Source organism: Rothia halotolerans, from assembly GCF_004136635.1.
In the GTDB taxonomy this organism is placed as follows: Bacteria; Actinomycetota; Actinomycetes; order Actinomycetales; family Micrococcaceae; genus Rothia; species Rothia halotolerans.
In genome coordinates, this window is record NZ_NOIU01000001.1 from 361,965 (window position 1) to 385,155 (window position 23,191).

General features: G+C 72.4%; 21 protein-coding genes. 11 read left to right on the forward strand and 10 right to left on the reverse strand.

Annotated features, from left to right (window positions below):
- Position 1 precedes the first annotated feature (1 nt).
- Positions 2–730, forward strand: a complete 729-nt coding sequence (locus tag EWV39_RS01745; RefSeq protein ID WP_238147967.1) for a FadR/GntR family transcriptional regulator — start codon at positions 2–4, stop codon at positions 728–730.
- Positions 731–862: 132 nt separating this feature from the next.
- Here EWV39_RS01745 and EWV39_RS01750 read toward each other — a convergent pair whose 3' ends face one another.
- Together EWV39_RS01750 and purD are read right to left on the reverse strand one after the other, a co-directional pair.
- Positions 863–1,786, reverse strand: a complete 924-nt coding sequence (locus EWV39_RS01750; protein ID WP_129656574.1) for a phosphoribosylaminoimidazolesuccinocarboxamide synthase — start codon at positions 1,784–1,786, stop codon at positions 863–865.
- 28 nt (positions 1,787–1,814) lie between these two features.
- Complete coding sequence (gene purD / locus EWV39_RS01755; RefSeq protein ID WP_129656575.1) at positions 1,815–3,107, reverse strand: phosphoribosylamine--glycine ligase; 1,293 nt, start codon at positions 3,105–3,107, stop codon at positions 1,815–1,817.
- Between the two features lie 165 nt (positions 3,108–3,272).
- On the opposite strand from purD, the gene EWV39_RS01760 reads away from it, so the two are divergent.
- From EWV39_RS01760 to purM, 5 genes are all read left to right on the forward strand, one after another.
- The gene (locus EWV39_RS01760) at positions 3,273–4,313 is read left to right on the forward strand and encodes an asparaginase (RefSeq protein WP_129656576.1); all 1,041 of its coding nucleotides are present in this window, start codon (positions 3,273–3,275) and stop codon (positions 4,311–4,313) included.
- Positions 4,313–4,732, forward strand: coding sequence for a sterol carrier family protein (locus EWV39_RS01765; protein ID WP_129656577.1), 420 nt, complete (start codon positions 4,313–4,315; stop codon positions 4,730–4,732). The genes EWV39_RS01760 and EWV39_RS01765 overlap by 1 nt, the downstream gene beginning before the upstream one ends.
- Positions 4,729–5,208, forward strand: coding sequence for a hypothetical protein (locus EWV39_RS01770; RefSeq protein WP_193554667.1), 480 nt, complete (start codon positions 4,729–4,731; stop codon positions 5,206–5,208). The genes EWV39_RS01765 and EWV39_RS01770 overlap by 4 nt, the downstream gene beginning before the upstream one ends.
- Positions 5,209–5,274: 66 nt before the next feature.
- Positions 5,275–7,044, forward strand: a complete 1,770-nt coding sequence (purF, locus tag EWV39_RS01775) for an amidophosphoribosyltransferase (RefSeq protein ID WP_129656578.1) — start codon at positions 5,275–5,277, stop codon at positions 7,042–7,044.
- A gap of 116 nt (positions 7,045–7,160) precedes the next feature.
- Positions 7,161–8,312, forward strand: coding sequence for a phosphoribosylformylglycinamidine cyclo-ligase (gene purM, locus EWV39_RS01780; protein ID WP_129656579.1), 1,152 nt, complete (start codon positions 7,161–7,163; stop codon positions 8,310–8,312).
- Positions 8,313–8,455: 143 nt separating this feature from the next.
- Here purM and EWV39_RS01785 read toward each other — a convergent pair whose 3' ends face one another.
- From EWV39_RS01785 to shiA, 5 genes are all read right to left on the reverse strand, one after another.
- Positions 8,456–8,665: a DUF3073 domain-containing protein gene (locus tag EWV39_RS01785; RefSeq protein ID WP_129656580.1), complete on the reverse strand. Its 210-nt coding sequence runs from the start codon at positions 8,663–8,665 to the stop codon at positions 8,456–8,458.
- A 294-nt stretch (positions 8,666–8,959) separates the two neighbouring features.
- Positions 8,960–9,901, reverse strand: coding sequence for a Sir2 family NAD-dependent protein deacetylase (locus EWV39_RS01790; RefSeq protein WP_129656581.1), 942 nt, complete (start codon positions 9,899–9,901; stop codon positions 8,960–8,962).
- A gap of 136 nt (positions 9,902–10,037) precedes the next feature.
- Positions 10,038–12,635 (reverse strand): ATP-dependent chaperone ClpB, encoded by a 2,598-nt coding sequence (gene clpB / locus EWV39_RS01795; RefSeq protein WP_129656582.1) that lies wholly within the window; start codon positions 12,633–12,635, stop codon positions 10,038–10,040.
- Positions 12,636–13,013: 378 nt separating this feature from the next.
- Positions 13,014–13,637, reverse strand: a complete 624-nt coding sequence (locus EWV39_RS01800) for a hypothetical protein (RefSeq protein ID WP_129656583.1) — start codon at positions 13,635–13,637, stop codon at positions 13,014–13,016.
- A complete protein-coding gene (gene shiA, locus EWV39_RS01805; RefSeq protein WP_129656584.1) occupies positions 13,634–14,938 on the reverse strand; it encodes a shikimate transporter in 1,305 nt (434 codons plus the stop codon). The genes EWV39_RS01800 and shiA overlap by 4 nt, the downstream gene beginning before the upstream one ends.
- 261 nt (positions 14,939–15,199) lie before the next feature.
- Between shiA and EWV39_RS01810 the strand changes: the two genes are divergently transcribed.
- The 5 genes from EWV39_RS01810 (at position 15,200) to trmB (ending at position 19,831) form a co-directional block, all read left to right on the forward strand.
- Complete coding sequence (locus tag EWV39_RS01810; RefSeq protein WP_129656585.1) at positions 15,200–15,883, forward strand: HAD family hydrolase; 684 nt, start codon at positions 15,200–15,202, stop codon at positions 15,881–15,883.
- 189 nt (positions 15,884–16,072) lie between these two features.
- Complete coding sequence (locus tag EWV39_RS01815) at positions 16,073–16,582, forward strand: Dps family protein (protein ID WP_129656586.1); 510 nt, start codon at positions 16,073–16,075, stop codon at positions 16,580–16,582.
- 250 nt (positions 16,583–16,832) lie between these two features.
- Entirely contained in the window at positions 16,833–17,270 is a 438-nt protein-coding gene (locus EWV39_RS01820; RefSeq protein ID WP_129656587.1) for a hypothetical protein, read from the forward strand.
- A gap of 150 nt (positions 17,271–17,420) precedes the next feature.
- Positions 17,421–18,965, forward strand: coding sequence for an alanine/glycine:cation symporter family protein (locus tag EWV39_RS01825; protein ID WP_129656588.1), 1,545 nt, complete (start codon positions 17,421–17,423; stop codon positions 18,963–18,965).
- Between the two features lie 116 nt (positions 18,966–19,081).
- Positions 19,082–19,831 (forward strand): tRNA (guanosine(46)-N7)-methyltransferase TrmB, encoded by a 750-nt coding sequence (gene trmB / locus EWV39_RS01830; RefSeq protein WP_238147968.1) that lies wholly within the window; start codon positions 19,082–19,084, stop codon positions 19,829–19,831.
- Positions 19,832–19,963: 132 nt separating this feature from the next.
- On the opposite strand, the gene EWV39_RS01835 is transcribed toward trmB, so the two are convergent.
- The 3 genes from EWV39_RS01835 to EWV39_RS01845 all read right to left on the reverse strand — a co-directional run bounded on the left by EWV39_RS01835 (position 19,964) and on the right by EWV39_RS01845 (position 23,033).
- Entirely contained in the window at positions 19,964–21,418 is a 1,455-nt protein-coding gene (locus tag EWV39_RS01835; RefSeq protein WP_129656590.1) for an alanine/glycine:cation symporter family protein, read from the reverse strand.
- Positions 21,419–21,554: 136 nt separating this feature from the next.
- Complete coding sequence (locus EWV39_RS01840) at positions 21,555–22,004, reverse strand: heat shock protein transcriptional repressor HspR (protein ID WP_129656591.1); 450 nt, start codon at positions 22,002–22,004, stop codon at positions 21,555–21,557.
- 6 nt (positions 22,005–22,010) lie between these two features.
- Positions 22,011–23,033: a DnaJ C-terminal domain-containing protein gene (locus EWV39_RS01845; protein WP_129656592.1), complete on the reverse strand. Its 1,023-nt coding sequence runs from the start codon at positions 23,031–23,033 to the stop codon at positions 22,011–22,013.
- Between the last annotated feature and the right edge of the window lie 158 nt (positions 23,034–23,191).

Genomic DNA, 23,191 nt, shown 5'->3' on the forward strand with positions numbered 1-23,191 from the left:
TGTGGGAAAGAGCGCCGTCATCGGCAACAAGACGTACGAGGTGGTGCTGGGCGCCATCGAGGAGCGGCTCCGCTCGGGCGAGCTGAGCGTGGGGGACCGGCTCCCCTCCGAGCGGGCGATGTCCGAGGAGTTCGGGATCTCCCGCACCTCGGTGCGGGAGGCGATCCGGGTGCTGGACGCGATGGGGCTGGTCCGCTCGGGGGTCGGCTCGGGGCCATCGGCGGGCGCCGTCGTGATCTCCGAGCCCTCGGCCGCGCTGGGCTGGGGCCTGCGGATGCACCTGGCCTCCCGCTTCCTGCCGGTGGCGGACATGGTCTCCACCCGCGTGCTGCTGGAGTCCGACGCCGCCGCGAAGGCCGCCGCCGCCTGGTCCGGGGAGCGCGCCGAGGAGGTCCTGGCCCGCGCCGGCCGCGTCCTGGACGAGCTCGACGACCCGGACCTGCCCGACGCCCGCTTCCACGAGCTCGACGCCCGCTTCCACGTGATGCTCAGCGAGCTGGGCGGCAACGTCGTGGTCGGCACGATCCTGGAGTCGCTGCGCCAGGCGACCGTGGGCTACGTCCAGGAGGGCGTCCTGCGGCTGACCGACTGGGCCGAGGTGCGGCGCCGTCTGCAGGTCCAGCACCGCGAGATCCTGGCCGCGGTGGCGGGGCACGACGCCGAGGCCGCGGCCCGCGCCGTGACCGAGCACATCCGCTGGTTCCACGCCCGGGCCTTCCCGGAGGGCTGACCCGGGCTCCTTCATCCGCGCCGGGACCCGCCTGCTGCACGACGCCGGGTGGGCGGCCGATGTCGCACCCCTCCGTCCGCGCCGGGGCCCGCCGCTAGTGCGTGTCCGGCCCGTCCTCGGGCGCGGCGCCGCTCAGGCGGTGAACTCGGTGCCCGTCAGCCGCTCGTAGGCCTCGACGTAGCGCTGTCGGGTCTTCTCCACGACGTCGCCCGGCAGCTCCGGCGGCGTCGTCGCCCGGTCCCAGCCGGAGGCGTCCGAGGTGAGCCAGTCCCGCACGTACTGCTTGTCGAAGCTCGCCTGGGCCCTTCCCGGCTCCCAGGTCGCGCCGTCCCAGAACCGGGAGGAGTCGGGGGTCAGCACCTCGTCGCCGAGGGTCACCTCGCCCCGGTAGGAGTCGAGGCCGAACTCGACCTTCGTGTCCGCCAGGACGATCCCGCGCTCCCGGGCCACGGCCTCGGCGGTGGAGTAGATCTGCAGCGTCAGCTCGCGCAGCCGCTCGCCCATCGAGCGCCCCACGGCCTCGGTCATCTCCTGGAACGTGATGGCCTCGTCGTGCTCGCCCACCTCGGCCTTGCCGGTGGGGGTGAAGATGGGCTCGGCGAGCCGCGAGCCGTCCACCAGGCCGTCCGGCAGCTCCACGCCGCACACGCTCCCGGAGCGCCGGTACTCGGCGAGCCCGGATCCGGTCAGGTACCCGCGGGCGATGCACTCGACCGGGAACATCGACAGCGACTTGCAGATCATCGCCCGCCCGCGCACGGCGTCGGGGACCTCGGTGGAGAGCACGTGGTTCGGGATGCCCTCGAGCTGGCGGAACCACCACAGGCTCAGCTGGGTCAGGATCTTGCCCTTGTCGGGGATCAGGGACGGCAGGACGTGGTCGAAGGCGCTGATGCGGTCGGAGGCGACCACCATCACGGAGCCGGCCCGGACCTCCGCGTTGTCGGCCAGCGAGGAGCCGGAGACGTCCCACCCCTGGGCGGGCACGTACAGGTCCCGCACCTTCCCGGAGTAGATGTGCTGCCAGCCCGGGATCTCGACCGGTTCGTGGGACATAGACGTGGCTCCTGCTCTGCTGCGTCGCTTAGGCGGTGGGAATGCTGATCTCGCCCGCGGCGGCGCGGGCGGCGATGTCGGTGCGGTGCTGGGCGCCGGGCCACGCGATGCGCCCGACCCCCTCGTAGGCCCGGGCCCGGGCCTGCTCCAGGTCCTCGGCGAGCGCGACGACGGCGAGCACCCGGCCCCCGGCGGTCAGGACGGTCTCGCGCCCCTCGGCGTCGCGTTCGGAGCGGGTGCCGGCGTGCAGCACCGAGACCCCCTCGAGCGCCTCGGCCTCGGCGATCCCGCTGATCGCGTCCCCCTTCCGGGGCGAGTCCGGGTAGTTCTGGGCTGCCATGACGACGCCGACCGCCGGCCGCACGTCCCAGCGGAGCCTCTCCTGCCCGTCCAGCTCCCCGGCCGCCGCGGCGAGCAGCAGCTGCCCGAGCGGCGTCGCGAGCCGGGCCAGCACGGCCTGGGTCTCCGGATCCCCGAAGCGGGCGTTGAACTCGATGACGCGCAGGCCCCGGCTGGTCACCGCGAGCCCGCAGTAGAGGACGCCGACGAAGGGCGTGCCGCGCCGGGCCATCGCGTCCACGGTCGGCTGGGCGACCCGGCGGACCACCTCGTCGGTGAAGCCCTCGGGCAGCCAGGGCAGCGGCGTGTAGGCGCCCATCCCGCCGGTGTTGGGGCCCTGGTCGGCGTCGAAGATGCGCTTGAAGTCCTGGGCCGGGGAGAGCGGGACCGTGTGGGCGCCGTCGCAGATCACGAACAGGGAGACCTCGGGGCCGTCCAGGAACTCCTCGATCACCACGGTCGAGCCGGACTCGAAGCAGGAGCGGGCGTGGGCCAGGGCCTCCTCCCGGTCCTCGGTGACGACGACGCCCTTGCCGGCGGCCAGCCCGTCGTCCTTGACCACGTAGGGCGGCCCGAAGGCGTCGAGGGCCCGGGCGGCGCCCGCCTCGTCGTGGGCCACGCGCGCCATGGCGGTGGGCACGTCCGCCTCGGCCATGACCTCCTTGGCGAAGGCCTTGGAGCCCTCGAGCCGGGCGGCCTCGGCGCTGGGGCCGAAGACCGGGAAGCCGGCCTCGCGCAGCGCGTCGGAGACGCCGGCCACCAGGGGCGCCTCGGGGCCCACCACCACGAGGTCCGCGGCCAGGCGCTCGGCCAGGGCGGTGACCTCCTCGGGGCTGTCGGCGTCGACGGCGTGGGTCCGCACCAGGGCGGCGATGCCGGCGTTGCCCGGCGCGGAGTGCACCTCCGTCACGGCGGGGTCCCTGAGCAGCGCGCTGATGATTGCGTGTTCACGGCCCCCGGGGCCCAGCACCAAAACCTTCATGGAGCAACCATAACGAATCGGCCAGGCCCCCACCGCCTCGAGGGCCCGGCGCCCGCCCCGCATCCGCCCGTCAGGGCCCGCGGGGGCAGGCCGAGAGATCCCGCCGCGGAGGCCGAGGACGCCGCCGTGGAGGGTCCGCGGAGCCCGCCGTGGAAGAATGGCCCCATGCAGACTTTCAGCTGGGATGCCGCGGCGGAGCTGGCCGTGGTCGTCAGGAGCGGCTTCACCGAGTCGAGGCACATCGGCTCGGCCGCCGTCACCGGTCCGGACGGCGGGCTCGTGCACGCCGTCGGGGATCCGGGCGCCCCGGTGTACGCCCGCTCGGCGCTCAAGCCCTTCCAGGCGATCGCCTCGCTCACCGCCGGCGCGCCCCTGCGCGGGGCGCAGGTCGCCATCGCGGCCGGCTCGCACGCCGGCTCCTTCGAGCACATGACGGTGGTCGCGGGCATGCTCGAGGAGGCGGGGCTGACCCCCGAGGACCTCGCCTGCCCGCCCGCCTACCCGAGCGACCCCCGGGCCCGCGCCTACCTGCTGGGCCGGGAGAAGCCGAAGCAGCGCATCGCCATGAACTGCTCCGGCAAGCACGCGGCGTTCCTGCGCGCGTGCGTGGAGAACGGCTGGGACACCGCCGGCTACCTGGACCCCGGGCACCCGCTGCAGCGGCTGGTCATGGAGGTGATCGAGGAGACGACCGGCGCCGCGCCCGCCCACGTCGGCGTCGACGGCTGCGGCGCGCCGGTCGCGGCGCTCCCGCTCGAGGCCCTGGCCCGCGGCTACGGCCGCCTGGGCAGTGCGATCCGCAACATCGGCGCGGAGGCCCGCACCGCGACCCTGGCCACCGCGATGGTGGACTACCCCGAGATGGTCGAGGGGCCGGGACGGCCCGACACCGTGGTCTCGGAGGAGCTCGACGTCGTCGCCAAGCTCGGCGCCGAGGGGATCCTCGCGGTCGGCACCCGGGAGGGCGCCGGCGTCGCCGTGAAGGTCCTGGACGGCTCCGCCCGCGCCACGACGCTGGTGGCCCTGACGCTCCTGGCCCGCAGCGGCTTCCTGCCGGGGGACCGCGTCGAGGCCGTGCTGGAGCGGGTGGTCCGCCCGGTCCTCGGCGGTGAGGAGCCGGTGGGGGGCATCGAGCTCGGGGCGGCGCTGGCCGGCCGGACCGCCGGCGACGCCGAGGGGGCCGACGCCCCGGGCCGGGAGGCGTGATGGCCAAGCGCAGGATCCCCGACGACGCCGGCCTGGCCGCCGTCCGCGCCTGGGAGGCCGACCCGGACGGCACCGACCGCAGGACCCTCGCGCTGGCGGTGCGCTACGCTCTGGAGGAGCTGGCGCACCGGGCGCCGGGCAACTCGGTCGAGGTGAGGGTCCCGCCCTTCGGGGTGACCCAGGCCGTCGAGGGCCCCCGGCACACCCGCGGCACCCCGCCCAGCGTGGTGGAGACCGACGCGCGGACCTGGCTCGGCCTGGTGACCGGCGCGTCGACGTGGGCCGAGGCCCACGAGGCCGGGGCGCTGGACGCCTCCGGCAACCGCAGCGACATCTCCTCCCTCCTGCCCCTGTTCGCGACGCGGACGGCGGCCCGGAGGAGGACCGAGACATCGACGAAGGATACCCAGCAGAGATGACCGAGACCCCGTCCGACCGCCCCGAGCAGGCCCCCGGAGCGAACGGCGAGCGCCCCTCCCCCGCCCCCGAGGAGCGCGAGGCCCCCCAGACCGCCCCGCGGGAGCGCGAGGTGACGGTGCGCAGCGCCCCCTCCATCGTCGCCTTCATGGTCCTGGGGCTGGTGCTGGGCCTGCTCGTCGCCCTGTTCTCGACGCTGTTCGGCCCGCCCGACGAGGCCTACACCGGCCCCGCGATCTTCGGCATCCTCGCCGTGATCTTCGGGACCGCCGGCGTCCTGCTGGGGGCGCTGGTGGCCCTGCTGCTGGACTGGCGCTCCCGGCGCCGGGCGCAGCGCTTCCGGGCCGTGCGCGGGGACGAGGAGCCGAGGACGCCGGAGGACCCCGCCGCCGGCGGCCCCGCCACCGCCCCCGAGCCCCCGGCCGGCCCGGCTCCCGAGCGCCCCGCGAGGGATCCCGAGGATGGCGGAAGCCGCTAGACTGGTGCGTGGCCGCCCCACGCGGCCGCCTCTTCCCTTTCCGCACACCTTCAGGAAGAAGTATTCGTGGTTCGTCCGGACGGAAAACTGTCACACGATCTGCTCCCCGGAGAGAAGGGCCCGCAGGATGAATGCGGCGTCTTCGGAGTCTGGGCGCCCGGCGAGGACGTCGCGACGCTGACCTACTTCGCCCTCTACGCGCTGCAGCACCGCGGCCAGGAGTCGGCGGGCATCGCCGCCAGCAACGGCGAGCGCATCTCGGTCTACAAGGACCTGGGCCTGGTCTCGCAGATCTTCGACGAGACCATCCTCAGCACCCTGCGCGGCCACATCGCCGTCGGGCACTGCCGCTACGCCACCACGGGCGCGACGACGTGGGCCAACGCCCAGCCGACCCTCGGCTCCACGCCGCACGGCACCGTCTCCCTGGCCCACAACGGCAACCTGACCAACTCGGCCGACCTCTACGACCGGCTGATCGACAAGTCCGGCTTCCCCTCCGCCGGCGAGGTCGCCCAGGGCAACACCACGGACACCGCCCTGGTCACCGCACTGCTCGCCGAGCACCCGCACGACTCCCTGGAGCAGGCCGCCCTGGAGCTGCTGCCCACGCTCAAGGGCGCGTTCTGCCTGACCTTCATGGACGAGAACACCCTCTACGCGGCCCGCGACCCCTACGGGGTGCGCCCGCTGGTGCTGGGCCGCCTGGAGCGCGGCTGGGTCGTGGCCTCGGAGTCCGCGGCGCTGGACATCGTCGGCGCGAGCTTCGTCCGCGAGGTCGAGCCCGGCGAGTTCATCGCCGTGGACGAGGACGGCCTGCGCTCGCAGCGCTTCGCGGAGGCGACGCCGGCCGGCTGCGTCTTCGAGCACGTCTACCTCTCCCGCCCGGACGCGATCATCGACGGCCGCGTGGTCTACGAGTCCCGCGTCGAGATGGGCCGCCAGCTCGCCCGCGAGCACCGCGTCGAGGCGGATCTCGTCATGCCGACGCCGGAGTCGGGCGTCCCCGCCGCGATCGGCTACGCCGAGGAGTCCGGAATCCCCTACGGCAACGGCCTGGTCAAGAACGCCTACGTGGGCCGGACCTTCATCCAGCCGACCCAGACGATGCGCCGGATGGGCATCAAGCTCAAGCTCAACCCGCTGCGCAGCGTGGTGGAGGGCAAGCGCCTGATCGTCATCGACGACTCGATCGTACGAGGCAACACCCAGCGCGCGCTGGTACGCATGCTGCGCGAGGCCGGCGCGCGCGAGGTGCACGTGCGCATCTCCTCTCCCCCGGTCAAGTGGCCCTGCTTCTACGGCATCGACTTCGCCTCCCGGGCGGAGCTGATCGCCAACGGGATGTCCACGGAGGAGATCTGCCAGTCCCTCGGCGCCGACTCGCTCGGCTACATCTCCGAGGACGGCATGATCGAGTCCACCGGGCAGCCGCGCTCCCGCCTGTGCACCGCGTGCTTCACCGGCGAGTACCCCATCGAGCTGCCCGACGCCGCCCGCCTGGGCAAGAACCTCTTCGACGTCCACCGCATCCGGCAGGCGCCGCGGCCCGCGGCCTCGGTGCCGGGCGGCCGGTCCGCCGGCGGCGCCGCGGGACGGGCCGCCGCTGGCGTGTCCGCCGCCTCCAGCGGGGAAGCCGAAGCCGTCGCCCCGGGGGCCTCCGCGCCTGCTCCTGCCGCCCCGTCCGCGCCCGCCGCGGGCGAGCGGACCTCCGAAGCCGCCGCGGCCGAGGAGGCCGCCGACCTCGCCGCGACCGGCAGCGCCTGCGAGCCGGGCCCCGACTCCGACCTCGAGTCCCTGGTCCTGCCCAAGGACCGGAGGGACGCGCGGGACTGAGCCCTGCCGCGGGGCCTCGCCGCCCCGCTCCCGTCCGCCCCGGCGTCGTCGTCCCGGCCCCCGATATCCGCCCTTCCAGCACCCGCCCCTGACCCATACCCCGAAGGACCCGAAACATGGCTGATCCCCAGCACCCCGGCAGCGGCCTGACCTACGCCAGCGCCGGCGTCGACGTCGAGGCCGGAGACCGCGCCGTCGAGCTCATGAAGGACGCCGTCAAGGCCACCCACACGCCCGGCGTGGTGGGCGGGGTCGGCGGCTTCGCCGGGCTGTTCGACGTCTCGGAGCTCACCTCCTACCGGCGTCCCTACCTCGCGACCTCGACCGACGGCGTCGGCACCAAGGTCGCGATCGCCCAGGCGATGGACGTGCACGACACCATCGGCTACGACCTCGTCGGCATGGTCGTGGACGACATCGTGGTGGTCGGCGCGAAGCCGCTGTACATGACCGACTACATCGCCTGCGGCCGGGTCGTGCCGGAGCGGATCTCGGACATCGTGCGCGGCATCGCCGGCGCCTGCGAGGCGGCCGGGACGGCCCTGGTGGGCGGCGAGACCGCCGAGCACCCGGGCCTGCTGGGCGAGCACGAGTACGACGTCGCGGGCGCGGCCACCGGCGTCGTCGAGGCCGACGAGCTGCTCGGCCCGGACCGGGTGCGCCAGGGCGATGTCGTGATCGGCATGGCCTCCTCCGGCATCCACTCCAACGGCTACTCGCTGGTGCGCAAGGTCGTGAACGTGGCCGGCTGGTCGCTGGACCGCGAGGTCTCCGAGTTCGGCCGCACCCTGGGCGAGGAGCTCCTGGAGCCCACCCGGGTCTACGCCTCGGACGTGCTCGACCTGGCCCGGGCCTTCCCGGTCCTGGGCGCCGACGGCGAGCAGGGCGCCGGCGTGCGCGGCTTCAGCCACGTCACCGGCGGCGGGCTCGCCGCGAACCTCGCCCGCGTGCTGCCGCGCGGCCTCGAGGCGCGGATCGACCGCTCGACCTGGGAGGTCCCGGCGATCTTCCGCGTCATCGGCGAGCTCGGCAAGGTGCCCCAGGCCGACCTGGAGCGCACCCTGAACCTGGGCGTGGGCATGGTCGCGATCGTGGACGCCTCGGCGGCCGACGCCGCGGTGGCCCACCTGACGGCCCGCGGCGTGCCCGCGTGGACCATGGGCACCGTGGCCGCGGCCGAGCCGCCCGCCGAGCAGGACGTGGACTACGTGCAGGGGGCCAAGGGCGTCGACGGCGGCGCCGTGCGCCTGCTGGGCTCCTACGCCTGACCCGTTCCGGGCGGGCGCGTCCGATGCCCGCCCGGAACGGCGTCCCAGCTGCGGTGCCGCCCCCCCCCGCTTCACGAGACAGCAGAAGGCCCCGGAACATGGGATGTGTTCCGGGGCCTTCTCAGACACAGGGGGAGTGAGGGCTACCGCTCGTCCGAGTACTCCTCGTCATAGGGGTCCTCGTAGTCCGAGTACTCCTCGCGCTCCGCGCTCTCACGCTCGCGCTCGAAGCCCTGACCGGACTTCGACCCGGTCAGCTCGCGCTCGAGCGCCGAGTAGTCGGTCTGCGGGCTGTAGTACTTCATCTCCCGCGCTTGCCTCGTTGCCTTAGCCTTTTGACGGCCGCGCCCCATGGCGTGACCCCCTCTTATCGCTCGCTTCCGGACACGCTGATTGGGCACACAGCGAGGCCCCGGAAAATCTGTCAATCTTTCGTTCCTTAAGGTTACATGTTTTGGCTCGCCTCTGCCCACCGCCGGGTCACGGTAACACGGGCCCGCATTCAGCCGGTGATGAAATCCCAGCCCCACATCCCTGCGGAAGTGTCGGGCATCACAGTCGAGGACGTCCCGAGTCCCCTCCGCCCGCGGCTCCGGACCTGCAGGGCCCAGCCAGTCCGGCAGCCCCGCCGCCCGGCGCCTCCGGCCTCACAGGTCCAGCCGGTCCAGCAGCGCGTCGAAGGCCGGGGCCACGGGCGTGCGCCAGAGGTAGGAGACCCTGGCATCGGCCCGGCCCGGGCCGCCGTTGACCACCGCCACGGGCTTGCCCTGCCGCAGCGCGTCCAGCACGATCCTCAGCCCGCTCATCACCGCCAGCGAGGACCCCGCCACCAGGACCGACGCCGAGTCCGCGAGCATCCGGGAGCCGGCGGCCTTCCGGGCGGGCGGCACCGGCTCGCCGAAGTAGACGACGTCGGGCTTGAGCAGGCGGGAGCCGCACGCGAGGCATCCGGCCATCCGGAACCGCTCCACCCGGTCCTCGGTGAGCTCGACGTCGCCGTCGGGGTTGACCTGGCTCGGGTCCAGCTCGACCGACTCGAGGTAGCCGGGGTTGAGCTCGCGCAGCCGGAGGTCCAGGTGCGTGCGATCCTCCACCGCACCGCAGTGCAGGCACACGATGGTCTCCAGGTCCCCGTGCAGCGTCACCAGGCGTCGGCTGCCTGCGCGGGCGTGCAGGCCGTCGACGTTCTGGGTCACGACGCCGCTCAGCCGCCCCTCCTGCTCGAGCTCGGCCAGCGCGTAGTGCACGCGGTTGGGCAGGGCCCGGTTCATCAGCCGCCAGCCGACGAAGGAGCGGGCCCAGTAGCGGTGCGATGCCGCCTCGTCGTGCCGGAACTCCTGGTAGGTCATGGGGCGGTGGTTCCGCAGCGACCCCCGCGGCCCCCGGTAGTCGGGGATCCCCGAGTCGGTCGAGACGCCGGCGCCGGTCAGCGCCAGAGCGGGGCCGGCCTCGAGCATGCCGGCGATCCCCTCCAGCGCCTCCCCGGGCGGGGTCGGCTCGGCCGTCTCCTCGACCACCCTGCCGATCGAGCGCAGGGCGGCCCGGTGCGCGGCGCCGATCCGCGCGTCGTCGAGCGCCGTGGATTCCATCGCGTTCCCCTCTTCCTCTCGTACGGCCCGCGGCTCGGGAGGCCGCGGGCCCGGTGCCGCCTGCGCGGCGAAGGGCCCCGGACCGTCCGCCCGGCGCGTCAGGCGCTGGGCGGGCGGTCCGGGGCCCGGCGGAGCGCTACCGCTCCGCCGTGACGGTCAGGCCGTCCGCGGCGAGGTCCGGGTCCACGTCCACGCGGACCGTGTCGCCGTCGTGGATCTCCCCGGCCAGGATGCCCTTGGCCAGGCGGTCGCCGATCTCCTTCTGCACCAGCCGGCGCAGCGGGCGGGCGCCGTAGGCCGGGTCGTAGCCGGTGATCCCGAGCCACTCGGTCGCGGCGTCGCTGACCTCCAGCGTGAGCCGGCGGGCCGCCAGCCGCTGCGCGAGCGCCTGGACCTGCAGGGTCACGATCCGGGTCAGGTCGTCGCCGGAGAGGGCGTCGAACATGATGACCTCGTCCAGGCGGTTCAGGAACTCCGGCTTGAAGGAGGCGTTGACCACGTTCATCACCGCGTCCCGCTTGGCCTCGGCGTCGAGGCTCTGATCCACCAGGAACTGGCTGCCCAGGTTGGAGGTCAGGATCAGGATCACGTTCCGGAAGTCGACCGTGCGGCCCTGGCCGTCGGTGAGCCGGCCGTCGTCGAGCACCTGGAGCAGGATGTCGAAGACCTCCACGTGGGCCTTCTCCACCTCGTCCAGCAGCACCACGGAGTAGGGACGACGCCGCACCGCCTCGGTCAGCTGGCCGCCCTCCTCGTAGCCGACGTAGCCCGGAGGCGCCCCGACCAGCCGCGAGACGGAGTGCTTCTCGCCGTACTCGCTCATGTCGATCCGGATCATCGACCGCTCGTCGTCGAACTGGAACTCCGCCAGCGCCTTGGCCAGCTCGGTCTTGCCGACGCCGGTGGGCCCGAGGAACAGGAACGAGCCGATGGGCCGGTCCGGATCCGAGATCCCGGCGCGGGAGCGCCGCACGGCGTCGGAGACCGCCTGCACGGCCGCCTTCTGCCCGATCAGCCGGTGCCCGAGCTCCTCCTCCATGTGGAGCAGCTTCTCCGACTCGCCCTGGAGCATCTTGCCCGCCGGGATGCCGGTCCAGGCCGAGATGACCTCGGCGATGTCGTCCGCGGAGACCTCCTCGGAGACCATCGTGTCCTGTGACTCGATGTCCTCCTCCGCCTGCTGGGCGGCCTCGAGCTCCTCCTGCTTCGCGGGGATCTCCCCGTAGAGCAGGCGGGAGGCCTCGGCGAGGTTGCCCTCGCGCTGGGCCACCTCGGCCCGCGAGCGCATCTGATCGATCTGCGTCTTGATCTCGCCCACGCGGTTCAGGCCGGCCTTCTCGGCCTCCCAGCGCGCGTTGAGCGCGTCCAGCTGCTCCCTCTTGTCCGCGAGGTCCGCCCGCAAGGACTCGAGGCGCTCCACCGAGGCCGGGTCGGTCTCGTTCTTCAGCGCCAGCTCCTCCATGGTCATCCGGTCGACGACGCGGCGCAGCTGGTCGATCTCCTCCGGCGCGGAGTCGATCTCCATGCGCAGCCGCGAGGCCGCCTCGTCGACCAGGTCGATCGCCTTGTCCGGCAGCTGCCGGCCCTGGATGTAGCGGTTGGAGAGGTTGGCGGCGGCGACCAGCGCGGAGTCCGCGATCTGCACCTTGTGGTGCGCCTCGTAGCGCTCCTTGAGCCCGCGCAGGATGCCCACGGTGTCGTCCACCGAGGGCTCGCCCACGTAGACCTGCTGGAAGCGGCGCTCCAGCGCGGCGTCCTTCTCGATGTTCTCGCGGTACTCGTTGAGGGTCGTCGCGCCGATCAGGCGCAGCTCGCCGCGGGCCAGCATGGGCTTGAGCATGTTGCCCGCGTCCATCGAGCCCTCGGAGGCGCCGGCGCCGACGAGGGTGTGCAGCTCGTCGATGAAGGTGACGATCTGCCCCTCGGAGCGCTTGATCTCGTCCAGCACGGCCTTGAGCCGCTCCTCGAACTCGCCGCGGTACTTGGCGCCGGCGATCATCGAGCCGAGGTCCAGGCTGATGAGGGTCTTGCCGCGCAGCGTCTCCGGGACGTCGCCGGAGACCATGCGCTGCGCCAGGCCCTCGACCACGGAGGTCTTGCCGACGCCGGGCTCGCCGATCAGCACCGGGTTGTTCTTGGTGCGCCGGGAGAGGACCTGGATGACGCGGCGGATCTCGGAGTCGCGGCCGATGACCGGGTCCAGCTTGCCCGAGCGCGCGACGGCGGTCAGGTCGGTCCCGTACTTCTCCAGCGACTGGAAGCTGCCCTCGGGATCCGGGGAGGTCACGGTGCGGTCCCCGCGCACGGCGGGGATGGCGCCCTCGATGGCCTCGGCGGTGGCGCCCGCCTCGGCGAGCGCGCGGGCGGCCTCGCCCTCGCCGGCCCGGGCGAGGCCGAGCAGCAGCACCTCGGTGGAGACGTACTCGTCGCCGAGGCTGGCCGCGGCCTCCTGGGCGCTCTGCACCACGCGCAGGGCCTGCCGAGAGAACTGGGCCTGGGCCACGGAGGAGCCCGAGGAGGCGGGCAGCGCCTTGATGGCGGCGCTGGCGCGCGCGGAGAGCGCGTCGATCTCCACGCCGAGCGACTTCAGCACGGCGACCGCGACGCCGTCGCGCTGGTCCAGCAGCGCCTTCAGCAGGTGCGCGGGCTCGATCTGGGGGTTGCCCGCGGTCTGGGCGTTCATGTTGGCTGCGTTCAGAGCCTCTTGGCTCTTGGTGGTGAACTTGGTGTCCAATGCCGGCTCCTTCGTGTCGGTGGCTCCCGCCGCGCCGCGATCCGGCGGGCAAGGTCTTGCTTCTGCGCTGTTCAGCTAACTTGAGTCTACTACGCTCAAGCTCGTGAGTACAGAGGGGCGAAGAAGTTTTCCACAGGTTTTCGCCCGTGCTGCCGCGGAACCGCCGGCGCCGGAGGACCAGCGGGGCGGAGGCGGCGCAGGAGGCCTCCGCGGACCGTCCGGAGCCCGCAAAGGCCGGGGAGCCACCCGGGATCAGGGGCGAGCCGGCTGGGGACGGGAGGACGAACGAGCTGACCGGGACCGGAGGGGGATCGGCGACCCTGGGGCTGAGCGGCCCGACCGAGCCGGGAAGCAGGACGCGACCCGACCGGCCGGAGGTCAGAAGGGGCGCTGGGGGCTGTAGGGGCCGCCGTCGTACTGCGCGCGGTCCAGCATCTCGTCCTCCGTGGCGGGCTCCCCCGCGATGGCGCGCCGGCTGCGACGCTGCTCGGTCGAGGCGATGATGAGGGTCGCGAAGGCCGCGACGTAGGTCAGGATCCCCACGGTGTTCCCGAAGCCGGCCGAGAGCCCCACGAGGTGGTCTCCCGCGATCTCGGAGACGGCGGAGACGGTGCGCCCGTCCACCCGGTCCGGGATCAGCAGCCCGAAGAAGAGGGCCAGGACCCAGGTCGCGGCCTGGGTGAAGGAGAGCAGCGGCGTCGTCACGCGGCGGGTGTACCGGCGGGCGTCCCGGTGCATCAGCACGGAGGCCGCGCCCATGACCACGAGCATGAGCGGGCCCAGGCTGATCGCGAAGATGCCCAGCAGCTCGCCGCCGGCCCCGAAGAGGCTGCGCCCGGCGGTCACCCACAGCGCGGCCAGCACGGTCATGGGGGCCGAGAGCCAGAGCGAGGCCCTCAGCCAGGCGCTGTCGCGGCGGCCCTCCAGCAGGGGCGGCTCCTCCGGGGGCGCGCCGTCCCGCGTCGGGTGGCCGGGGCTGGGGTTCTGGGGTCGCTCGCTCACCCTTCCGATTCTAGGTCCTCCGGCAGGGTCCTCTCACGGGTGACCCACGCGGCCACGGCCGCCGAGACGAGCGAGCCGGCGATCAGGTAGGCGGCGACCAGGTGCCACCCGCCGCCGACCTCCGCCAGCCAGGTCGCGATGAACGGCGTGAAGCCGCCCGCCAGCGCCGCGGCCACCTGATAGCCGACCGAGGCCCCCGAGTTCCGGTGCTCCCTGCCGAACATCTCGGTGATCAGGGGCTGCTGCGTCGAGACCACGGCGTCGTGCCCGATGTTGATGAGGATGACGGCGGTCAGGGCCACTCCCCACGCGCTGCCGGCCTCCAGGGTGAGGAAGAAGGGGACCGCCGCGGCCGCGGCGACCAGCGAGGCCGCCACGTACACCCGGCGCCGGCCGATCCGGTCCGAGATGTAGGCGAAGAAGGGGATGAAGAAGATGCCCAGCACGCCGACCAGCAGCCCGATGTCCACCATGAACGAGCGGTCCAGCCCGAGCACGCCGCTGGCGTAGCTGACGGCGAAGGTGGTCACGATGTACATCGAGAACAGCTCGACGCAGCGCAGGCCGATGATCTCGAAGAAGGCGCGCGGGTGCTTCCGGATCGCGGTGACGATCGGCAGCTCGGCGGTCTTGTCCGCGGGGGCGGGCGGCTCCTCGTAGACCGAGGAGCGGACCCACAGCCCGACGGCGATCAGCAGGCCCGCCGCGAAGAACGGGATCCGCCAGCCCCACTGCTCGTACCCCTCGCCCGCGACGCGCTGCATGATGCTCACCGCGCCGGTGGCCATGACCAGGCCGACGGCGTACCCCACCTGCACGCCGGAGGAGTAGAGGGCGCGCCGGTGCCGCGGGGCGTTCTCCACCGCCAGCAGCGCCGCGCCGCCCCACTCCCCGCCGACCGCGAAGCCCTGGACGGCCCGCAGGAGGACCAGGAAGACCGGAGCCCACCAGCCGACGGCGTCGAAGGCGGGTAGCAGCCCGATGGCCACCGTGGCCACGCCCATGATGGTCATGGTCAGGTAGAGCACGCGCTTGCGCCCCAGCCGGTCCCCCATGTGCCCGAAGAACAGCCCGCCCAGCGGACGGAACAGGAACCCGACGCCGAGCACGGCGAACGAGGCGAGCAGGTCCATCGAGGGGCTCTCGAAGGCGAAGAACTGGCGGTTGAACACGGTCGCCGCGACGAGGCCGTAGAGCAGGAAGTCGTACCACTCGACCACCGCCCCGACGAAGCTCGAGGCGGCCGCGCGCCGCGCCTGCCGCTGGTCGAAGCCGGCAGCCGCCGTCGTCGCCTGTGCCATGATCGTTCCCCTCGTCGCACGTGCCGTGAAGGCCCTATGAGCCTCGTCATAACAGCATGGCGCACGTGCGCTGCGCAAACGGGTGTTCGCATCGTGTGATCCGCGGCACTGCGGCACGTCGCCGGCCGTGCAGAGGACGCCGCCGGCTCCACCCTCCGCACCGTCCGCGCGCACCGGCACCGCCCCGTCGTCTTCCCGGCGGATCCACCGCCGAGGCGGAGACCCCCGGCGCGCGGCGCCCCCACCGGATAGGCTGGACCCATGAGCCACCCCATCCTCAGCGCAGTCCTCTTCGACCACGACGGCACCCTCGTCGACACCGAGCCCCTGTGGGAGGAGGCGAAGGTCGAGCTGTCAGCGCGGCACGACGCCGTCTGGACCCAGCAGGACACCCTCGACTGCCTCGGCAGGCCCATGTCGGAGACGATCGACAGGCTGCAGGAGATCGGCGTGGACCTCCCCTGGGACGAGCTGCTGGAGCGGCTCTCCGCGGCGGCGCAGGACGTCGTCGCCCGCACCCGGATCGACTTCCTGCCCGGCATCGCCCCGCTGCTGGAGGAGCTGGCGGAGGCGGAGGTGCCCGCCGCCATCGTCACCAACGCGACGGCGGAGATCGCCTCCGTGACCGCCGGCCGCGCCCCCGCCGGGCTGATCCGCGCGGTGATCGGCAACGAGGACGTGACCCGGCCGAAGCCCGACCCCCAGCCGTACCTCATGGCGGCGCAGCGGCTCGGCGTCGAGCCGGAGTGCTGCGTCGCGGTGGAGGACTCCCCCGCGGGCGCCGCGAGCGCCGCGGCGGCCGGCATGAAGGTGGTCGTGGTGCCGGGCATGCTCGAGGTCCCCGCCGAGCTGGGGGATCTGCGCATCCCCCACGCCGAGCTCACCCTGCAGGGGATCCGCTCGCTGTTCCCCGTGCGCGAGGAGACCGTCCCCGCCGGGCTCTGAGCCGCCGTGCAGGCCGCCCGTCCGCCTCGCCCCGAGGCCGGAGAACCTCGCGGCGAATGCTTGACGGGGACCCTCTATTATGATGTACTCATAATAACGTTGTTATGAATCATTCATAACAGTAGGCGTCCGGCCCGGGGCCCGCATCACACCCCCGCCCGGCCGCCGCGTCATACAGGAAGGAAGATCATGTCTGAGAAGAACGCACCGTACACCGTCCCGGGCCTCTCCGCCGACGCCGGCCACCAGGTCGGCGAGGTCCTCCAGCTGCGTCTGCACGCGCTGAACGACCTCCACCTCACCCTCAAGCACGCCCACTGGAACGTGGTGGGCCCCAACTTCATCGGCGTGCACGAGATGCTGGACCCCCAGATCGACCTGGTCCGCGGCTACGCCGACGAGCTGGCCGAGCGCATGGCCACCCTCGGCGTCTCCCCCAACGGGACCCCGGGCGACCTCGTCGCCACCCGCAACTGGGATGACTACAAGCTCGGCCGCGCCCTGGTGAGCGAGCACCTGCGCGCCCTGGACGACGTCTACACCGGCGTCATCGAGGACCACCGCGTCGCCATGGCCAAGAGCCGGGACATCGACCCGATCACCGAGGACATCCTCATCGGCCAGACCGCGGAGCTCGAGAAGTTCCAGTGGTTCATCCGGGCCCACCTGGAGAACAACGAGGGCGTCCTGGACAAGTAAGCCCCCTATTCTTCCGGCTCCGCGGGGAGCCGGAACATCGCACACACCGGCGTGGAGCCCGGCGGATCGCAGCGCGACCGCCGGGCTCCTCGCGTGTCCCGCCTGCGTCCACGAGTTCCCCGCACGGAGAACACGCAGCCGCCCCGCAGCGCGCAGGGCCCGGAGGTTGTATAGGCTGAATCATTAAGTGCGGAGCGCGCCAGCGCCCGGACGATGAGCACAGGACCACCGTAAGAGTAAGGATTCGACCATGGCCTTCAATCTCGCCAACGCCGCCCTGCGCGCCGTACCGGGCGCCTTCATCCTCAACTCGGGCATCGGCAAGCTCGAGCTCGACGCCGAGTCCGCGGGAGGCCTGCAGTCCATGGCGGCCAACGCCTTCCCCGCCGTGAAGGACCTCGACGCCGAGACCTTCGGCAAGCTGCTCGCCGGAGCGGAGATCGCCGTGGGATCGACCCTGCTGCTCCCGATCCTCCCCAACCGCCTGGCCGGCCTCGCCCTCGGCGCCTTCTCCGCGGGCATGCTCACCATGTACTTCCGCACCGAGGGGATGACCCTCGACGACGGCGTCCGCCCCTCCCAGTCCGGCACCCCCCTGGCCAAGGACTCCTGGCTGGCCGCCATCGCGCTGGCTCTGCTGATCCAGGGGAAGGGCAAGAAGAAGGCCAAGAAGGCCAAGAGGAAGTAGGCCCCGCTGCATCCCGGCGGGCACGGCGCCCGCCGTGCGCCCGACGCCGCCCGCAAGACGCGCCGCCCGCACCACGCGGATGGTGGTCTCGCGGGCGGCGTCGTGCGTTTTCCGGCTCCGCTTCCCCCTCCCACGCTCTAAGGACCCCCTGTGGACACCCTCAACGCCGCCCTTGATGCCCTCGACAGCTTCATCTGGGGTCCGTGGCTCCTCCTGCCCCTCCTGCTGGGCACGGGGCTCTTCCTGACCGTCCGGCTGGGCGGGATCCAGCTGCGGCTCTTCGGCAAGGCGATGTCCCTGGCCTTCGGGCGGCGTCGCCGGCAGGACGGGGAGAAGGGGGAGATCTCCTCCTACCAGGCCATGTCCACCGCGCTCGGGGCCACCGTGGGGACCGGGAACATCGTGGGCGTGGCCCTGTCCATCCAGATGGGCGGGCCGGGCGCGCTGTTCTGGATGTGGGTCACGGCCCTGATCGGGATGGCCTCGAAGTACGCCGAGTGCTTCCTCGGCGTGCGGTTCAGGACGAGGGACAAGAACGGGGAGATGACCGGCGGCCCCCAGACCTACCTGGTCCGCGGCATCCCCAACCGCTTCGGCTGGTTCCTCTCCGTGATGTTCGCCGCGTGTGCGGTGGTCGCGACCTTCGGCATCGGGAACATGACGCAGTCCAACGCGATGGCGGTGAACCTCGAGGACACCTTCGGCGTCGCGCCGGTCGTCACCGCCGTGGTCGTCGGCGTCCTGACGATGCTCGCCCTGATCGGCGGGATCAAGTCGATCTCCAAGGTCACGGTGCTCTGCGTCCCCCTCATGATCGCGCTCTACCTGGTGGGCGGGCTGTACATCATCCTCCTCAACCTCCAGGGCCTCCCCGAGGCGATCGGGCTGATCTTCGGCAACGCCTTCACCCCGCACGGGGTCGGCGGGGGCATCTTCGGCTCGCTGCTGATGACGGCGCAGATCGGCGTCGCCCGCTCGCTGTTCTCCAATGAGTCGGGCATGGGCACCGCCTCGATCCCCTCCTCGATCGCGCGCACCAGCCACCCGGTGCGCCAGGGGCTGGTGTCCATGACGCAGACCTTCGTCGACACCCTCGTGGTCATCTCCATCACCGGCTTCGTGCTGCTCACCACCGGCGCCTGGCGCGGCGAGGATCCCGGCACCATGACCTCCGTCGCCTTCGCCACGGGGCTGCCCGGCCAATGGGGCGGGATCGTCGTGACGATCTGCCTCGTGCTGCTGGGCTACTCGACCGTGCTCGGCTGGGCCTACTACGGCGAGCGCTGCGTCGCGCGGCTCGGCGGCGCCCGGCGCGGCATCGCGGTCTACCGGCTGGTCTTCTCGGTGGCGTGCGGGCTGGGCGCCGTCGCCCCGCTGGCGCTCGTGTGGACGTTCTCCGACATCATGAACGGGCTGATGGCGATCCCCAACCTCATCGGCCTGATCATCCTCTCGGGCCTGGTGGTCCGCGAGACCAGGAAGTACCTGGTCCACGACCCGCGCTTCGAGGCCTCGGCAGAGGAGATCGAGCGCTTCATGGGGGACGACCCCGGGGCCCTGGACGCCCAGATCGACCACGTGGTCGTCCTCTCCCCCGACCACCCCTCGCTCGAGCTCCCCGCCGGGGAGGAGCCGGCCGGGCAGGGAGCCGCCTCGCTCCCCGCCGACGGAGGCACGGACGGGCCGCGAGGCTGAGACCGGCTCACTCCCCTGCCGCTCCGGCCGGAGGAGGACGCGTGCGGTAAGCTGAACCGGCCGCGATGGGCGTCCGAAGGCCCGCGCGACGTCGCCGAACCGCCCGGAGGGAGACCATGAACGAGGTACCGCAGAAGTTCCACCGCCAGCCGTACTCCTTCGTCCGGCGCGGGGACCGGCTGACGGCCCGCCGGCAGGCCGCGTGGGACGAGTACTCCCCGACCCACGTGCTGCAGGTCCCCCGCGAGCTCACCGACACCTCGGTGGCGCCGGAGGCCCGCTTCGACCAGGAGGGGATCTACGGACGCAGGGCGCCGCTGGTCGTGGAGATCGGCTCCGGCCTCGGCGAGGCCGTGGTCCACGCCGCCTCCGAGCACCCGGAGAACGACTACCTCGCCGTGGAGGTGTACAAGCCCGGCATCGCCGACCTGCTGCTGAAGATGGGCCAGGCCGGGGTGGAGAACGTGCGATGCGTCCAGGCCAACGCCCCCGAGGTGCTGGACCACCTCCTGCCGGAGGCGACGGCGGACGAGCTGTGGGTCTTCTTTCCGGACCCCTGGCACAAGACCCGCCACCACAAGCGCCGCCTGGTCTCACCGGACTTCGCGGAGAAGGCGGCCCGGGCGCTCAAGCCCGGCGGGCTGTGGCGGCTGGCCACCGACTGGCAGGAGTACGCTCTGGTGATGCGCGACGTCCTGGAGGCCTCGGAGCGCTTCGAGAACGTCCACCCGGGAGCGGGAGCCAGCGAGGAGGACCCGCAGGGCGGATGGGCCCCCCGCTGGGAGGGCCGCGTCCTCACCAGCTTCGAGCGGAAGGCCGGGGAGGCCGGGCGCCGCGCCCACGACCTGACCTACCGCAGGGTCTGAGATCCTCCGCCGGGACCAGCAGGCCCCAGCGAGCCTCGGCCCGGCGGTGGCAGCGGAACGGCGAGGGCGACGATGTACGCGCCCCCGCTCTCACCTCCTGGCCCCGCCCGTTCCGACGGGCGGGGCCTCCCGCTACCTTCGGTCCGCGACCTCGAGCTCGTAGGAGTCGATGGCCCCCGGCCGCCCCTCCATGAAGGCGTCCACCTGGGCCTTGTCGGCCCTCAGCTGCGGGTCGTTGCGGAGGTAGTGCCTGGTCTCCCGGGCGATCAGGCCGGAGAGGATCAGCAGCCCGACGAGGTTGGGCAGCGCCATCAGCCCGTTGGCCAGGTCCGAGAAGGTCCAGACGAGGCTCAGCGGCACGGTGGCCCCGATGAAGACGACCGCGGAGAAGAAGACCCGGTAGGGCATGACCCCCCGCCGGCCGAACAGGCGCTCGACGTTGCGCTCGCCGTAGTAGGCCCAGCCGAGGATCGTCGAGTAGGCGAAGAGCACCAGGCCCACGGTCACGATCATGCCGCCGTACTCGCCGGGCAGGCCGTGGCCGAAGGCGAGGTTGGTCATCACCCCGGCCGTCTCCTCCCCCCGGTCCCACACGCCGGTGGTGATGATGACCAGGCCCGTGCAGCTGACCACGATGATCGTGTCGATGAAGGTCTGGGTCATCGAGACCAGACCCTGGCGGACCGGGTGCGTGGTGTTCGCCGCTGCCGCCGCGATCGCGGCCGAGCCCATTCCCGACTCGTTGGAGAAGATGCCGCGGGCCACGCCCATCTGCACCGCCAGGATCAGCGTCGAGCCGAGGAAGCCGCCCGCCGCGGCGTGCCCGGTGAAGGCGCTGGTGAAGATCAGGCCGAAGGCCTCCGGGATGTCGACGACGTTGACCAGCAGGATGTAGAGGGCGCCGAGGACGTAGAGCAGGATCATGACCGGCACGAGGGCCGAGGTGACCCTGCCGATGGACTTGATGCCGCCGACCAGCACCAGGAGGGTCATGACGGCGAGCACCCCGCCCGTGATCCACACGGGGACGCCGAAGGAGCCCTCGACGTTGGTGGCGATGGAGTTGCCCTGCGTCATGTTCCCGATGCCGAAGGAGGCGATCACCGCCGCGATCGCGAAGAACAGCGCCAGGAACTTGCCGAAGCCGCCGCGGATCCCCCGCTGGAGATAGTACTGCGGCCCGCCGGAGACCTCGCCCTTGGCGTCCTTCGACCGGAACCTGACCCCCAGGAAGGCCTCCGAGTACTTGGAGGCCATGCCCAGCAGGGCGGTGACCCACATCCAGAACAGGGCGCCGGGGCCGCCGACCGCGATCGCCGTCGCGACGCCCACGATGTTACCCGTCCCCACGGTGGCCGCCAGGGCGGTCGTGAGCGCCTGGAACTGGGAGATGTCCCCGCCCTTCGCCCCCGCGTCCTTACGCTGGAAGAAGGCCAGCCGCAGGGCGGCGAACAGCTTGGTGAACTGCAGCCCCCCGAGCCGGATGGTCAGGTACGCCCCCGTGCCCAGCAGCAGCGGGATCAGGAGGTAGGGGCCCCACACCACGGCGCTGATCTCCCCCAGCACGGATTCAAGATTCTCCAGCATAGGCCTGCCTCGCCTCGTCAAATTCGGTGATTATCTAGATCACATTAGGGGGACGAGGAAACAACCGGCAATTCGACGCGGCGGCCGGCGGATCTTTTCACGAGAGCGTTACACGAGGAGGAGGGCCCGGAGCAGGTCAGGGGGCGGCGTCCCGGCCGCGGGACGGATCGTAGAGCATCAGCGCGCGGGAGTACCTGCGCGGGGCGGGACGCTGCCCGCGGCCCAGCCGCACGACGTCGCCCCCCAGCCCCGCCGCGAAGATGCGGCTGGACTCCTTGAGCTGGTCCCGGGCCTCCTGCAGCTCCGAGGTCAGCTCCCGCACCCGCGACTGCAGGGCGTCCACCTGGTTCTCCAGCTGCAGGACCCGCTTGATGCCCTCGAGGGACACGCCCTCCTGGGAGAGCTGCTGGATCTGCTGCAGCCGCTCGACGTCGCGCTGCGAGTAACGGCGGGCACGGCCCGGCAGGCGCGAGGGCGTCACCAGTCCCATCCTGTCGTACTGACGCAGGGTCTGCGGGTGCATCTCCGCGAGTTCAGCGGCCACCGAGATCACGAAGAGCGGCTGGTTGGCATCACTGAATTGCATGGCTGGTCACACCTTCGCCTTGTCGAACAGGCTCTTCCTCGGGTCGGGCTGCTCCGCGAGCTCGGTGAACCGCCGCAGCGCCTCCTCGGCCTCGGGGCTGAGCCCGGTGGGCACCGTGACCTCGGGGATCACGTAGAGGTTGCCCGTATGCTTCTTGGTCTTCACGCCGCGGCCCTTCACGCGCATCCGCTTCCCGGCCTCCTGGCCCGGGGCCAGCCGGAGCTTGACCACGGATCCGTCCGGGGCGGGCACGCTCAGCACGGTGCCCAGCGTCGCCTCCTCCACGGTCACCGGGACATGGATGGTGAGGTCGTCGCCGTCGCGGGCGAAGACCTCGTGCGGGCGCACGTGGACCGTCACGATCAGGTCGGACTTCCCGCCCGGCCCGATGTTGCCCTTGCCGCGCAGGCGCACCCGCTGGCCGTCGCGCACGCCCTGGGGCAGGCGCACGGTGGTGCTGGTGCCGTCGGGACGGTGCACGCGGACCTTGGCGCCCTCGAGCGCCTGGCCGAGGTCGATGCTCACCTGCGCCTCGGCGTCGGGGGCGGGCTCGGGCCGCGGGGCGCCGAAGGGGCTGCCCCCGTAGCTCCTGCCGCCGCCCCCGCCGAACAGGTCCGCGAAGGGGTCCCCGCCGCCGGCGGAGCCGTACTGGACCCGCGGCCCCCCGGCGCCGCCGAAGCCGCGCGAGGAGCGGCCCCCGCCGCCGAAGATGTCGCCGAACAGGTCCTCGAAGCCGCCGGCCCCGGTGGGCCCGCCGCCCTGGCCCCCGGCGCCCGCGCTGAAGCGCGCGCCGGAGCCCATCGCATGAATCGCGTCGTACTGCTTGCGCTGCTCGGGGTCGCCGAGCACCGTGTTGGCCTCGGAGATCTCCTTGAACCGCCGCTCCGCGGCCTGGTCCCCGGGATTCTGATCCGGGTGGTACTTGCGCGCCAGCTTGCGGTACGCCTTCTTGATGTCGTCCTGGCTGGCCTCCTTGGAGACGCCCAGAACCTTGTAGAAGTCTTTCTCCAGCCAGTTTTCGCTAGCCATCGACGCCTCCTTTCACTGTGTCGGACATTCTTCGCTTCTTCTGACGCGGATGCGCCGACCGCCCGATTAAACGACGACGCCGGGGGCCGCACCCGCCGCGCAGATGGGCGGCGGGAGCGGGGTCACCCCGGCGTCGTCGTTCGGTTCAGCCCATGCCC